The organism is Bartonella sp. MU70NMGDW (genome assembly GCF_042194085.1).
Lineage (GTDB): Bacteria > Pseudomonadota > Alphaproteobacteria > Rhizobiales > Rhizobiaceae > Bartonella > Bartonella grahamii.
In genome coordinates this window covers 1-14,890 of sequence record NZ_JBHIMK010000046.1, presented here as the reverse complement: position 1 = coordinate 14,890, position 14,890 = coordinate 1, and the positions used below count along the sequence as shown (strand labels likewise).

Sequence of the window (14,890 nt, the reverse complement as noted above, 5' to 3'; positions counted from 1 at the left end):
AATAGTTTTGCCATAAAAATATTGCCTCCATCTTCCAAAATTATAAAAAAACATGTAAAAGGTTTTTTAATAGTCAGGCAAAGAATGTAAAGACTTTGCCTCAAATGAAATTTCATTAAACGAAAAGAAGAAAATTTATGCAATTGCGTAACATTGCCATCATTGCCCACGTTGACCATGGGAAAACAACGCTTGTAGACGGACTTCTCAAGCAATCAGGAAACTTCCGTGATAATCAGCGTACAAGCGAACGTATGATGGATTCAAACGATATTGAAAAAGAACGTGGAATTACAATCCTAGCGAAAGTGACATCTGTTGTTTGGAAAGATACTCGAATTAATATTGTTGATACACCAGGACACGCCGACTTTGGCGGAGAAGTTGAACGTATCCTAAATATGGTTGATGGAGCCATTGTACTTGTTGATGCTGCTGAAGGACCAATGCCACAAACAAAATTTGTCGTTGGCAAAGCATTGAAAGTGGGTTTGCGCCCTATTGTTGCTATTAATAAAATTGACCGACCGGATGCACGCGTTGATGAAGTCATTAATGAGGTTTTTGACCTTTTTGCTGCTCTTGACGCAACCGATGAACAGCTTGATTTTCCTATTCTTTATGGATCTGGACGCGATGGATGGATGGCTGAAGCCCCCGAGGGACCAAAAGATCATGGATTAGGTCCTTTATTTGATCTTGTGACACAGCATGTCCCTTCTCCTAGTGTAGCAGAAGGACCGTTCCGCATGATTGGAACTATTCTTGAAGCGGATCCGTTTTTGGGACGAATTATTACAGGGCGGATTCATTCTGGCTCTCTAAAACCCAATCAAAGTGTCAAGGTTCTTGGACAAGATGGAAAACTTTTAGAAACTGGGCGTATTTCAAAAATTTTAGCATTTCGTGGCTTAGAACGGCAACCCATTGAAGAAGGAAGTGCTGGTGATATTGTTGCGATTGCAGGCCTACAAAAAGGTACCGTAGCTGATACTTTCTGTGATCCTGCTGTTAATGAACCCCTTACTGCCCAACCAATTGATCCTCCTACTGTTACTATGAGTTTTCTCGTCAACGATAGTCCCCTTGCTGGAACTGAAGGCGATAAAGTAACAAGTCGTGTCATTCGTGACCGATTGTTAAAAGAAGCAGAAGGCAATGTCGCTCTTAAAATTGAAGAATCAGCCGATAAAGATTCTTTCTACGTTTCAGGGCGAGGAGAATTACAGCTTGCAGTTCTCATTGAAAATATGCGCCGTGAAGGATTTGAGCTTAGTGTTTCACGCCCACGTGTTGTTATGCAAAAAGATGAAAATGGAATAACTCTTGAGCCAATCGAAGAAGTTGTTATCGATGTTGATGAAGAATATTCCGGTACTGTTGTACAAAAAATGTCTGAACGTAAGGGAGAAATGGTGGAATTACGCCCTTCTGGAGGTAATCGTGTCCGCCTTGTCTTTTATGCACCAACCCGAGGACTCATTGGTTATCAATCTGAACTTTTAACGGACACACGTGGTACAGCAATTATGAATCGCCTTTTCCATGCTTATGAACCTTATAAAGGAGACATTGCTGGTCGTGTTAATGGTGTTATGATTTCAAATGACAACGGTGAATCTGTCGCTTATGCTCTTTTTAATCTTGAAGATCGTGGACCTATGATCATCGATGCGGGTGTGAAAGTCTATCAAGGTATGATTATTGGCATCCACTCACGAGATAATGACTTAGAAGTTAATGTGTTAAAAGGAAAAAAACTCACCAATATGCGCGCTTCCGGAAAAGATGAAGCCGTAAAGCTAACCCCTCCCATTAAAATGACATTAGAACGTGCTTTATCGTGGATACAAGATGATGAGCTTGTGGAAGTAACCCCTAAAAATATTCGTCTCCGCAAACTCTATCTTGATCCTAATGAACGTAAACGTTTTGAAAAAACACGTGCATCAATTTCAAGTTAATTTCATAATCTCTTTGGTAAAATATTTAATTGTATTGAGCCTCACTATATCCCAGAAAGGATGTCTCTATGAATATTAAGGAAATACCCGTAGGCAAAAATCCACCAGAAGATATTAACGTTATTGTGGAAGTCTCCCTTGGTGGTGAACCAATAAAATATGAGATGGATAAAAAGTCGGGCGCATTATTTGTTGACCGTTTTCTTCATACATCAATGGTTTATCCTGGAAATTACGGTTTTGTCCCTCATACGCTTTCAGATGACGGTGATCCTATTGATGTCCTTATCTGTAATACCCGTCCACTTATGCCTGGTTGTGTTATCAATGTTCGCCCCATCGGAGCTCTGATGATGGAAGATGATGGTGGTAAAGATGAAAAAATTATTGCCATTCCCACTCCAAAATTAACAAAACGCTATATCAATATTCATGACTATACAGATCTACCCGAGATTACTCTCAAACAAATTGAACATTTCTTCAAGCATTACAAAGATCTGGAACCTGGAAAATGGGCTAAAATTGAAGGATGGCGTGATAAAAACTTTGCTTATGAATTAATTAAGCAAGCTGTTGAGCGCAATAAAAAAATATAACGATTTTAATAAAATAAAGCCTGTTTTTATAATAGGCTTTATTATTTATTTTTTCTACGAGATGCAATCTCTAAAGGATTGCCATATCTGCTTTAACTCTTCTAAATGTGTTGAAAAGTAAAGTTGTTTGTAGCGAGATATTGCGCCATTTTTCAGAGAAATAGAAGAAGACGGTATTCTCCACTGCTTCGCAAGAAATTTAATGAGAGCTTTATTCGCTTTTCCATCTTCAGGAACAGCACGAAGGCGTATAACCAGATATTGTTTTTCACCATCTCTACATTCAACCCCTATTATTTTGTCAACAGATGATTTGGGAATGAGATATACAAACAAAATCAAGTTATTTTTATCAACTTGATAAAACATGTATTCGCCTCAAATAATATTTCTATAAATACATGTTTGCGTAAACGCGCCACATGAAATTACGAATAAAATAAATAATAATGAACACTACAATAGGTGAAATATCAATTGTTCCAAAATTTGGTAAAATTTGCCGGATACGGCTTAGAACAGGATTTGTAAGACGATTTAGAAAGCTTCCTATCAAAACAACAAAGCGATTGCGCGAATTTATAATATTAAAGACATAAAGCCAAGAAAAAATAACACTAGCGATTAAAATATCAATATAAATATCAAAAATCAAATCAATCGTCCGAAGCAATGCATAAATCATGCGTGATCCCTTTCAATCAAGGAAACAGAAGAGCGTATAGAAAACCTTCATTAAAGCAGGTTTGTGTATCAAAAAATGGTTTTATACTTCAATACTCTTTTTTCTTGAATAAAAACCAGACATCTAAATTCTTCATCTCTCTATTTAATGACGATGCAGCTAGAAAACAAATATCAAAATTAAAAATAGCACATGAAAATAGAAGAAACAGCAAAAAATCTGAATATCCCTTATAGGATTAATCTTAAATCTCATCGTTTTAATTATTAATATATAAAAAACAAACAAACTAAAAACGGCCTTTTAAAGGCCGCTTTTATTTTATTTTTAAAATTATTTCTGCAAAGCAGTCAAACGGTTAAGAGCACTGCTAAAACCATTGAGCTGAACAAATAAATCATTCAAAGCTGGTTCACCTGCAGCAGCAATTGTCATTGCCAACTTTAACTGTTTTCCAGAACGTAAAGCTGCTACGTGATTTTTGTCAAAAACGACAGGAACCATGCAACCTGCTGGTACACAAGTCCGAATACCAGTTTCGATAACAGCTTTTCCCTCATCAACTTGTAAACGAACAGGCTTAGAGACCAAAATACCAAAAGGAACTGTTAAATTACCAGATACAACACCCTCAGCATCGAGAGTAAGGCCCATAGCCACAACAACACGCCCCTGCTCATTCACTTCTTGACGGTGCATAAAACAAATTCTTTTCCCTTCTTGTATACCACAGTTAATAGTCCATAAACCGTAGGTTTCAGTCAAAGAAGAAGCTCCATTTGGCAATGTCGCTGCCGCATCTTTTGATGCAGGAGGCTTTGAACTTGTTGCAAATGCAACAGATGAAATACTCAAGAGAGTAAAAACTATAAGTAAATTAAATAACTTTTTCATTTTATATTCCTGTTCTTTACATAAAAGAGAAACATGTTTATTATTTATTATAATATAAAGCATCTTAATAAAAAAAGCTTTCTCATCATCATATAGCTTTTATAATGGTCTAAGGCTACCTCGAAATTCGCTGACCACTTTCGTATAAACGTGCTTTTTAAAAGAAACAGCAATCAACGGAAGGGTTTCTAGATCGATCCATTTCCATTGATCGAATTCCGCTTTATTGCCATCTGGTGGCGGGTTAATCGCAATTTCAGAAAGCTTTCCCGTAAACTGGAAAGCAAACCACTTTTGTATTTGCCCACGATACTTATTGCTTAATGTGCACCCAATAAGTTCTTGTGGAAAATCATAGTGGAACCAATTTTGTGCTTCTTTAATTAACTTTACAGATCGAATACCCGTTTCTTCATAAAGTTCACGATATGCTGCATCCAATGGTTTTTCATCTTCATCAATCCCTCCTTGAGGAAGCTGCCAACGATGAGATATGTCAATATCTGCATGAATGGGCGCCATTAAACGACGCCCAACCCAAACTTTACCCTCATGATTAAAGACTACAATCCCAACACATTTGCGATATGGAAGAATCTTCAAATTAATACCTGCATCCATTTAATATTCCTCAAAATCGCAAGCTATAGATATCATTTCTCACTTTAACACATCCTTATTGGGATCTGGTGGAAATGCTGCATTTGCCATTTCACCTCGTAACAGCTTATAGGCCTCATTCAATTGAATATCATCTTTAGGGTCTTTCGGAACAAAAGCAGCTGAACCAGATCCTTTATTACTCTCTCGTTTTCCTTTGATATGTCCTTTTAATGCAGACTCACCAACTTTTACATCATAACCCTTATATTTTTCAGGGAGTGGTTGCTCTACAATAATATCAGGCGTAATCCCTGTCCCTTGAATAGAAGTGCCAGATGGCGTGTAATAAAGTGCTGTTGTTAAGCGTAAAGCTCCATTTTCACCCAAAGGAATAATTGTTTGAACAGATCCTTTACCAAAAGACTGCGTCCCTAAAATTGTTGCACGACGATGATCTTGTAATGCACCAGCAACAATTTCAGAAGCACTTGCCGAACCACCATTAATAAGGACAATGAGCGGTTTTCCACTGATGACATCACCTGGCTTCGCATCAAATCTTGTCACATCACTCTTTTTGCGCCCACGAGTCGACACAATTTCACCTTTATTGAGAAAAGCACTCGAAACACTAACAGCTTGATCTAAAAGCCCACCCGGATTAAGCCGCAAATCAAGGACGTAACCTTTTAGCTTATCTTCAGGAATTTTAGATTGGATATCTTTAATTGCCGCCAGAAGATTATTCAATGTCTGCTCAGAAAACTGGATAACTCTTAAATATCCAATGTCACCCTCAACCCGATATTTCACCGCTTTTACTTTGATAATATCACGAACAATCTTCACTTCAAATGGCTTATCAACGCCAGAACGAATAATTGTTAAGGTAATTGGTGTTCCAGGAGCACCTCGCATCTTATTAACAGCTTCATTCAATGTTTGACCATTCGTTTGTACATCATCAATTTTTGAAATAAGGTCTCCTGCTAGAATACCTGCTTTTGAAGCGGGAGTATCATCCATTGGTGAAACAACTTTAATTAAGTTTTTTTCCATAGTGACCTCAATACCAAGACCTCCGAACTCTCCTTTCGTAGAATCCCGCATATCCTTGGCTTCTTCAGCATTCAAATAAGATGAATGAGGGTCCAGTGATGTGAGCATGCCATTGATAGCATTTTCAATAAGCTTTTTATCATCTGGAACTGTAACGTATTGCATACGCACGCGCTCAAAAACATCGCCAAATATAGCTAGCTTTTTATATGCATTATCTTCATTATTTGCAGCAACAGACTGCACCATAATCATTGAACAGGCGCCGAGCAATACCCCAGCGACCAAAAGAATAACTTTACGAATCATTTTGGCTCCTTCTTATTTTTTCAGTCTGCCACCAAGGAGTTGGATTTACAGGTTTTCCCTGCTTTCTAAACTCAATGTAAAGCATTGGAGAAGTTTTTCCTATATCCAATGCAACACTGTTTGAAATAAATTGCATCTCCATTATACCCAGAGGCTCACCTGAAAGAACAAACTGCCCCTGTTTTACATTAATTCTCGACATTCCAGTAAGAATGATATGATAACCATTTCCAACATTGAGAATAATTAACTGTCCGTAAGAACGAAATGGCCCAGCAAAAGCAACAAAAGCATCCACAGGTGATATAACAACAGCTCCTGACTCTGTTTCTATCGTTTCACCAAAGCGCGTAATCTGCGAATTCTTGTTAGAGTGATGTATTCTTTTTCCTGAAACAGGAAAAAGTAAAGAACCTTTTCGGCTTTCAAAATTGGACTGTTCTAACAATTGCAAACTTTTCCGTACCTGTACTGATGCATCAGAGTTAAGTTTTGACTGACGGTCGAGCTCTAAAATCAATTCTTCCAAAGACTGCGCTTTTTTAGCAAGAGCAATATTCTTTTGTTGTTGTTCTGTAAGTTCTTTTTCTGATTTTTTTTGTAGTTTATTTTTTTTGTCTAATAAAAGCTCTAGACGTTTTCGCTGCTCTGCTTGATTTTGCAGTTTTGTCTTTAATGCCGTATATTCCGTAGTAATGGAATTACTCAAATTGGTCAACTCCTTGAGTTTCTGTGTTAAATCTCGCGTTTTCTCTTGCATCTGAGGAATAACAGTACCTAATAAAACAGAACTACGTATAGAAGCCAACGCGTCCTCTGGCTGTATCATAAGAGCAGGAGGTGGATTCAATCCCATACGTTCCAAAATTGCAAGAACTTCCGCAAATTCAGCGCGACGACTTTTTAAACTTTGATAGACTTGTACCCGCTCTTCTATCATTTTTTTAAGCTTTTCTTCCCTTTTAGCAATATCATCTGCTACTGTACGTTCTTCTTTAGCCGCCTTTATGAGTGCATCACTCAAAACACGTTGATCTTTTTTTAAATGCTCAACTTGATGCGTAAGAAAAGCAACACGCTCACGCGAAAGTGAAATATTTTGGCGAATTTCTCCTAATTCTTTATGTGCTTGCGTACTCCTCATTGTATCTTCCGCATGTGATACAGAAAAGCAAAAAAACATACTCAAGAGCAAAATGACAAATATCACGCACTCCCCATATAAATATAGCGTCTTTCTATGAAGAAGCTTTTTCATTTGCCCAACCATGACACCTCATCGTATACATTAGAGATGCTTTAAATGGTGTCAGCTAAAACAATATTAATAAATATATAAATAAGTGCTAAAAATTGCACAAAAATATTAAAAACGATGATACGGATGATTATTTTCAATTGTCACAGCGCGGTAAAGTTGTTCTGTAAGAAGAATACGTGCAATTTGATGTGGCCACGTCATCAAACCAAAAGATAAAAGAAAATCAGCATGCTTCCTTATTTGTTCATTATGCCCATCAGCTCCTCCCAAAGCAATAACAACATCTCGAATGCCTTCATCACGATAACACCTCAATTTTTCAGAAAAAGAAGTTGAAGAAATCGATTCTCCACGCTCATCTAACACAATTAATCGACATTTTTCAGGTAAAAATTCAATAAGTTTTCTCCCCTCTTCCTCCATACGTTGACACGCTGTTTGAGCACGACTTTCTGGTATCTCTTGTAACTTTTTTAAATGAAAGCCTACAACTCCAGAAACTTTAGAAAAACGATCCAAATAATGCTGAACTAATTTTTGCTCCGCCCCACTTTTCATACGACCAACCGCAAAAATAGAAATTTGCATTTTAATGATCTCCGAAGAAACGCAAAGCTGTATCGTTTAAATCCGGAGTCATCCATATTTTTTCTAAATTATAAAAAAGACGAATTTCTGGACGAAAAAGATGAGTGATAATATCACCTGTATCAATCAATACCCAGTCACCTCCAGCAAGCCCTTCTACACGCGCAAGCCCCTGCCCACTATCTTTCCAAGTATGTAATAAATGATCAGCAACAGAAGATACATGACGCTGCGAATTTGCTGAAGCTATGACCATATAATCAGCCAAAGATGACTTTCCTCGAATATCAATAGTAACAATATCTTCTGCTTTTGTATCTTCTAAACTCTTGAGAATAACTTCAAGACTCTCACTAACAGAAAAAACTTTTTTTTCTTTTGAAAGCATACTATCGCAAGAGTGTTTGTGTGCAATGTTTTTCAGATCAATATCCTTTCTTATCGTTGTGGAATCTAAAAAAGAGATTTCTCTAAAGAGAAGCAGAATCTTATGAAATGTTCAAGAAAAATCATTCTTTTTCAAACGCAGGTTTGTTGAAGATTGAAAAGATAAAGGTCCATGCAAATAAGTCCAAACTGGTGGCTTTATAAAAGGTAATCGCTTACTTTCTCTCTCATCCAAACGAAAACGACGATAAATATGTGCCATAGGAGAAGAAAGTGCTGACCGATTGCCTAAAGGACGATCAATAATCGCAATAGGAAGCATAGAAACGATATCATGCCATCGATACCAATGATGTATCGTCGTAAAACTATCTGCCCCCATAATCCATACGAAATTTACGTCACTATAATGGGTAAGAATATGAAAAATTGTATCTACTGATACTTTACTCCCTATAGCCTGTTCAAAACCTGTTAAGCGAATTTTCGGGTGGTCAATAAGTTTAAAACTTAATTGCATTCTCTCCTCTAAAGAGAGCAACTGTGTACAATCCTTTAAAGGATTTCCTGGAGTGATCATCCACCATAACTGATCAAGATGCAAACGCCGAATGGCAATTTTTGCAACAAGAAGATGCCCCGCATGCGGTGGATTAAAGGAACCACCAAAAAGACCCACAACATTGGATCTTTCAACATGTGGCATACAATTTTTCCATGGAAAAAATGGTGTTCTCAAGCTCTAACCTGACCATTTCCTTTAACATGATATTGAAATGAAGTTAGCTGTTCAACACCTATCGGGCCACGTGCATGCATTTTTCCTGTTGCGATACCAATTTCCATTCCAAAACCAAATTCACCTCCATCAGCAAATTGTGTGGACGCATTGTGCAGCAAAATAGCTGAATCTAAATGATTAAAAAATTTCTTTACCACTTCCAAATCCTCAGCAATAATCGATTCCGTATGTCCTGATGAATAACGCTTGATATGAGAAATGGCTCCCTCAACACCCTCAACCGTTTTAACAGAAAGAATAGCATCAAGATATTCATGTGACCAATCTTCTTCAGAAGCTAATTTGACATCTGGCATAAGAAAAACAATATCTTCTGTGGCACGAATTTCACACCCCTTTTCCTGTAAAGCAGTTAAAACAGGAAGAAATTTTTTTAATGCTTGGCTGTCAATGAGAACTGTCTCAACAGCACCGCATATCCCTGTCCGCCGCAACTTTGCATTTAAAACAATATTGCGTGCCATATCTAAATTTGCCGATTTATCAATATAAATATGACAAAGTCCCTCCAGATGAGCAAAAATTGGAACACGTGCATCAGACTGAACACGGGCAACAAGGCTCTTTCCACCACGTGGTACGATCACATCAATCGCTCCATCCAATCCTTTGAGCATTTCCCCAACGGCAGCGCGATCTGTCGTTCCAACCATTTGGATAGCATCTTTAGGTAAACCAGAGCGTTCTAAACCTTGTACCAAAGCTAAATGAAGGGCATGAGAAGAATGAAAGCTATCCGAACCCCCGCGCAAAATCGCAGCATTACCTGCTTTTAAGCACAAAGAACTCGCATCAACTGTAACATTTGGACGACTTTCATAAATAATACCAATCACACCAAGAGGTGTTCGTACACGACTTATATGAAGCCCATTTGGACGTTTCCACGCACTCATGACCTGTCCAACAGGATCAGATAAACGAGCAACTTGGCGAACACTGTCTATCATTGCACGTAAACGCAAGTCATCTAATTTTAGCCGATCAATCATTGCAGCTTTCAAATTATTCTGAGCAGCATTCTCTAAATCTTGACAATTCGCTCGTAAAATTTCATCTGATTGAGCCTCTAGACTTAAAGCGATCATTTCCAATGCATTATTCTTTTGCTCAGAAGAAGCAACAGCCAACGCTGCAGCGGCATAACGTGCTTTTTGTCCCATATCTTTCATTTGTTCTTCTAAAGTCATCGTATCATCCACTCTGCCAAAACAATAAAAACAAAAGTAACTTTTTTAAACAGAATTGGTCAAGCAACGTAAAATCATATCATTACGATGCACCATAGCAGAGCGCGCCTCATACCCAAGAATAGATTCAATTTCTTCGCTTTTACATCCTATAATGCGTACAGCCTCATCTTTGCCATAGCTTACAAGTCCACGCGCAATCTCAACCCCATTTGTATCAACAATTGCAACCGTATCCCCACGATGGAAATTTCCCTCAACGGCAATAACCCCTGCAGCTAATAATGATTTTCCTGATTCAAGAGCCTTAATGGCTCCTTGATCAATCGTCAAAACACCAGATGGATCTAAATGACCAGAAATCCATGTTTTCCAAGCACTAACAGATTTCTCACCAGCCGCAAAAAAACTCTTGCGTTCACCTTTGTCAATTGCAGCAAGAGGATTCATACGCTTGCCTGAGGTAATAATCATCGCCGTTCCAGCAGCATTAGCTATCTTTCCAGCATCAAGCTTGGTCTTCATTCCTCCCCGTGAAAACTCTGAAACAGCAACATCTGCCATTTTTTCGATATCATGCGTAATGGATGCAACAAAAGGTATAAATTCAGCCGTTGGATCACTATGGGGAGACTTTGTATAAAGACCATCAATATCAGATAAAAGTATTAAAAGATCTGCCCCCATCATTGTTGCCACACGTGCAGCTAAACGATCATTATCACCATAACGAATTTCATTTGTCGCAACAGTATCATTCTCATTAATAACAGGTACTGCTCTAAAACGTAAAAGCACATTAATCGTCGCACGTGCATTGAGATAACGCTTTCGCTCTTCCGTATCAAATAAAGTGAGCAAAATTTGACCTGTTTTGAGCCCATGTTGAGCAAGGGCATCACCATAGGTTTTTGCTAACTCAATTTGCCCCAAAGCAGCACATGCCTGACTTTCTTCCAATTTCAAAGCCCCCTTAGGAAGCTGTAGCAATGTCCTTCCTAAAGCAATAGCGCCTGAAGACACCAACAATATCTCTACGCCTTTTTTGTGCAATTCAACAACATCACTGATTAAACTTTTAAGCCATTCAACCCGTAAACCTGTCTGAGGATCAACCAAAAGGGCAGATCCAATCTTGACCACAATACGTTTATAGTGTGTAAGTTTTTGCGATCCAAAAGCCATCTCAATCAACCTTGCTATCCCCACTAATCTCCTCTTTGCGTGACATTTCAATAATATGTGCACCAGCACGCAGCACATTTTCTAAACCTTCGCGGCTAACCGCAGAAAACATCATAACAGGTTGATCCGCTGCTCTTTGCAAAGCTTCCTGTTTCGTTTTACGCTCTTCAATTGTCAGAGTATCTATCTGGCTTAAAGCGACAATTTCAATCTTATCACTTAGATTATTTCCATATGCCTCAAGTTCATGACGCACAATTTGATATGCTTTTGCTACATCTTCTTCTTGAGAAGAAATTAGATGAAGCAGTACGCGACAACGTTCCACATGTCCTAAAAAACGATCTCCAATTCCCACACCTTCATGCGCTCCTTCAATTAATCCTGGAATATCAGCCAAAACAAATTCACGACCATCAATACGTACAACACCAAGATGAGGATGTAGAGTGGTAAAAGGATAATCTGCAACTTTTGGTTTTGCAGCCGTTACAGAAGCTAAAAAAGTTGATTTTCCAGCATTAGGTAAACCAACAAGCCCAGCATCAGCAATTAACTTCAAACGAAGCCATACTGCACGCTCTTCTCCAGCCAAACCTGGATTTGCACGACGCGGTGCCCGATTTGTCGATGTTGTAAAATGAAGATTCCCAAAACCGCCATTCCCTCCTTTTGCAAGACGATAGCGCTGTCCCACTTCTGTTAAATCACAGATTAACGTTGTATTATCTTCTTCAAAAATTTGCGTCCCAACCGGAACTTTAAGGATGACATCATCACCCTTTTCACCCGTCATATTACGACCCTTGCCATGCCCCCCTGTTTTTGCTTTAAAATGCTGTTGGTAGCGATAATCAATCAGCGTGTTAAGCCCATCAACAACAAGAGCCCAAACATCACCACCCCGTCCTCCATTCCCCCCATCAGGTCCCCCAAATTCTATGAATTTTTCACGACGAAATGATACTGCTCCAGAACCTCCGTTACCAGAACGAATATAAACCTTAGCTTGATCAAGAAATTTCATTGGAAGCACTCTCTGAGGAATCAATCTCTCTACCTCTATAGGCAATACATTAGTTTTACCAGTTTTTCATCATTGATAACAGAAAAACTGTCAATATCGCCGATAACTCTTTGAGAAAAAAATCATCACATCTAAATAGGTTAAGTGAAGTCTTCTTAAAAGAAGGCGCTATTCTTGTATTTTTGTTTTTCCCTTAAATTCAAGTGCTAGAAGATAAAGCTCTACTGATTCTGATCGGCTTGCGGGTGGTTTAACATGATAAACTTTTTTAAAATGCTGTTTCAATATCGTGAGAAGAGTGTTTTCTGCTCCTCCTTGAAAAGCCTTTGCTAAAAAATGTCCCCCAGGCTTAAGAACCGAAAGAGCAAAATCAGCCGCAACTTCACATAAATAAATCGTTCTTAAATGATCCGTCTGACGATGACCTGTTGTTGGTGCTGCCATATCAGAAAGAACCACATCCGGTTTGGTCCCTAAAGTTTCAATTAATTTCTGCGGTGCATCTGTATGCAAAAAATCCATTTCCAACATGGCAACTCTAGGCAATGGATCAACATGTAAATAATCAATACCAACAACGCTAGGATCTTCATCACTTGACCCTACTATACGCTCAGCCACCTGACACCAGCCCCCAGGTGCTGCTCCTAGATCAATAACCTTTTGACCTTTTTTCAAAAACCTATAACGCTCATTAATTTCAATGAGTTTATAAGCCGCACGCGAACGATAACCATCTACTTTTGATTGATGAACATAAGGATCATTCAGATGCCTCTCTAACCATCGTCGTGATGAAGCTTTAATGGTTCCTGCTTTCTTTTTTACGCGCTGATATAATTCATGTGACCCTGAACCTCCATAGCCACCTCTCGGTGTTTTTGTTGTTTTTTTCATCGTTATTCATTGTCTCCATATTTAATTCTCTAACGCTTGGAACCTCTGCTCTTTCTATGACGACACCATACCCCATCGCGTAACATCAGATCTATCAAAATTCCTTCCCTTAATCCACGATCAGCAACTCTTAAACGCTGGCTTGGCCAAACTTCCCGAATAACATCTAAAATTGCACAACCAGCTAAAACTAAATCTGCTCTCTCGCGCCCAATAAAAGGACTTATGACACGTTTTTCTATATCCCATGATAATAGGCGTTGTGTCATAAGTGTAATGTCTGCATCATTCATCCAAATGCCATCCACTTTTTTCCTATCATAACGCTCTAAATTAAGATACATTCCTGCTAAAGTCGTAACCGTACCAGAAGTTCCCAAAAGATGAAACTTCGAACCTTGCGCTAACTCTCCTAATTTATGACGATCTGAAAAATTATTTAACAACCCTCGCACATAGCTTTTCATTTTTTCAAAATCGTCTAAGCTAATATCATTCCCTCCAAAACGTTCAGCAAGCGTAACAACACCAACGGGAAGAGAAGTCCAAGCGATAATTTGTCTAGCTAAACGAAAAGAACGCTTTTGAGAAACATCAAGTAGCACAATTTCTGATGATCCTCCTCCAATATCAAAAAGCACAATTGCGTCAGTATTTGGTTCAACAAGTGTACTACACCCTGTAACAGCAAAACGCGCTTCTGTTTGCCGATCAACAATTTCCAATTCAAGACCTGTCTCCTCCAAAACACGCTGAATAAAATGTCTACCATTTTCTGCAGAACGACAAGCTTCTGTTGCAATCAAGCGATAACACTTAATATGCCTTTGTTTTAGCTTTAAATGACAAATCTTTAATGCTTCAATCGCACGATCCATAGCTCGTGTATTAAGAAAACCGTTATTTATTAAACCTTCTCCCAATCTTACAATACGAGAAAAAGCATCAACAACACGAAAATATCCAGGTTTACTGGGAGATGCGATAAGAAGACGACAATTATTCGTTCCGAGATCGAGTGCCGCATAAAGAGGTGGAGATTTTACTGGAGGGAACCGTCGAAGAAAAGGCGCTTTGAGTTTTTTTGTTTTTTGAGCACCTATCATTATCTGACTATGAAACTCAAAAGCTGTCTCAGATTGAACAAAAGCCTGTTTCTGTTCATAATGTTTTTTTCTCTGTTGTCTCTTTATATCAACAAAGACAGAGTATGCCTCTGTTCGTGACAATGCAGAACGATTATTTGTATTACTACCGCCCTGATCATACAACTGATCTGCTTTGGTATCGTATATTTCTCCTCGCTTTAACTCTTTTGAACCATAATTTAACGGGGTCATTTCTTTTATCCCTTGAGCGTTCCCCCCAATAAATAAACGCGAAAACTCTTCTGCTCATTCCTAAATAAAGCAATAATGCAGCATCAAATGATAAATACAA

At 38.4% G+C, this 14,890-nt stretch carries 16 protein-coding genes; 2 read left to right on the top strand and 14 right to left on the bottom strand.

Annotated elements, in window-relative coordinates; all coding sequences use genetic code 11:
- Positions 1-137 precede the first annotated feature (137 nt).
- Entirely contained in the window at positions 138-1,964 is a 1,827-nt protein-coding gene (gene typA / locus ACFIKE_RS05785) for a translational GTPase TypA (RefSeq protein ID WP_375626698.1), read from the top strand.
- Between the two features lie 68 nt (positions 1,965-2,032).
- Positions 2,033-2,563, top strand: a complete 531-nt coding sequence (gene ppa, locus ACFIKE_RS05780) for an inorganic diphosphatase (RefSeq protein ID WP_375648623.1) — start codon at positions 2,033-2,035, stop codon at positions 2,561-2,563.
- A gap of 54 nt (positions 2,564-2,617) precedes the next feature.
- Here ppa and ACFIKE_RS05775 read toward each other — a convergent pair whose 3' ends face one another.
- From ACFIKE_RS05775 to ACFIKE_RS05710, 14 genes are all read right to left on the bottom strand, one after another.
- On the bottom strand, positions 2,618-2,932 hold the full coding sequence (locus ACFIKE_RS05775) for a DUF167 domain-containing protein (RefSeq protein ID WP_375625575.1): 315 nt from the start codon (positions 2,930-2,932) through the stop codon (positions 2,618-2,620).
- A 22-nt stretch (positions 2,933-2,954) separates the two neighbouring features.
- Positions 2,955-3,248, bottom strand: a complete 294-nt coding sequence (locus ACFIKE_RS05770) for a YggT family protein (RefSeq protein WP_375626693.1) — start codon at positions 3,246-3,248, stop codon at positions 2,955-2,957.
- A gap of 333 nt (positions 3,249-3,581) precedes the next feature.
- Positions 3,582-4,142: an invasion associated locus B family protein gene (locus ACFIKE_RS05765; RefSeq protein ID WP_375626691.1), complete on the bottom strand. Its 561-nt coding sequence runs from the start codon at positions 4,140-4,142 to the stop codon at positions 3,582-3,584.
- Positions 4,143-4,241: 99 nt separating this feature from the next.
- Positions 4,242-4,763: an RNA pyrophosphohydrolase gene (locus ACFIKE_RS05760; RefSeq protein WP_375648622.1), complete on the bottom strand. Its 522-nt coding sequence runs from the start codon at positions 4,761-4,763 to the stop codon at positions 4,242-4,244.
- A gap of 39 nt (positions 4,764-4,802) precedes the next feature.
- Positions 4,803-6,113, bottom strand: coding sequence for a S41 family peptidase (locus tag ACFIKE_RS05755; protein WP_375626687.1), 1,311 nt, complete (start codon positions 6,111-6,113; stop codon positions 4,803-4,805).
- Complete coding sequence (locus tag ACFIKE_RS05750) at positions 6,103-7,383, bottom strand: murein hydrolase activator EnvC family protein (protein WP_375648621.1); 1,281 nt, start codon at positions 7,381-7,383, stop codon at positions 6,103-6,105. The genes ACFIKE_RS05755 and ACFIKE_RS05750 overlap by 11 nt, the downstream gene beginning before the upstream one ends.
- A 96-nt stretch (positions 7,384-7,479) precedes the next feature.
- A complete protein-coding gene (gene rlmH, locus ACFIKE_RS05745) occupies positions 7,480-7,962 on the bottom strand; it encodes a 23S rRNA (pseudouridine(1915)-N(3))-methyltransferase RlmH (RefSeq protein WP_375648620.1) in 483 nt (160 codons plus the stop codon).
- A 1-nt stretch (position 7,963) separates the two neighbouring features.
- Positions 7,964-8,350 carry a ribosome silencing factor gene (gene rsfS / locus ACFIKE_RS05740; protein ID WP_375626681.1) on the bottom strand — a complete coding sequence of 129 codons (387 nt, stop codon included), beginning with the start codon at positions 8,348-8,350 and terminating at the stop codon, positions 7,964-7,966.
- A gap of 111 nt (positions 8,351-8,461) precedes the next feature.
- Complete coding sequence (locus ACFIKE_RS05735) at positions 8,462-9,055, bottom strand: nicotinate-nucleotide adenylyltransferase (RefSeq protein WP_375626679.1); 594 nt, start codon at positions 9,053-9,055, stop codon at positions 8,462-8,464.
- 29 nt (positions 9,056-9,084) lie between these two features.
- On the bottom strand, positions 9,085-10,341 hold the full coding sequence (locus ACFIKE_RS05730) for a glutamate-5-semialdehyde dehydrogenase (RefSeq protein WP_375648619.1): 1,257 nt from the start codon (positions 10,339-10,341) through the stop codon (positions 9,085-9,087).
- A 45-nt stretch (positions 10,342-10,386) separates the two neighbouring features.
- Complete coding sequence (proB, locus tag ACFIKE_RS05725) at positions 10,387-11,526, bottom strand: glutamate 5-kinase (RefSeq protein ID WP_375648618.1); 1,140 nt, start codon at positions 11,524-11,526, stop codon at positions 10,387-10,389.
- 1 nt (position 11,527) lies between these two features.
- Positions 11,528-12,553, bottom strand: coding sequence for a GTPase ObgE (gene obgE, locus ACFIKE_RS05720; protein WP_375648617.1), 1,026 nt, complete (start codon positions 12,551-12,553; stop codon positions 11,528-11,530).
- A gap of 168 nt (positions 12,554-12,721) precedes the next feature.
- Positions 12,722-13,450, bottom strand: coding sequence for an RlmE family RNA methyltransferase (locus ACFIKE_RS05715; RefSeq protein WP_273790641.1), 729 nt, complete (start codon positions 13,448-13,450; stop codon positions 12,722-12,724).
- 29 nt (positions 13,451-13,479) lie between these two features.
- Entirely contained in the window at positions 13,480-14,790 is a 1,311-nt protein-coding gene (locus tag ACFIKE_RS05710; protein WP_375626670.1) for a Ppx/GppA phosphatase family protein, read from the bottom strand.
- Between the last annotated feature and the right edge of the window lie 100 nt (positions 14,791-14,890).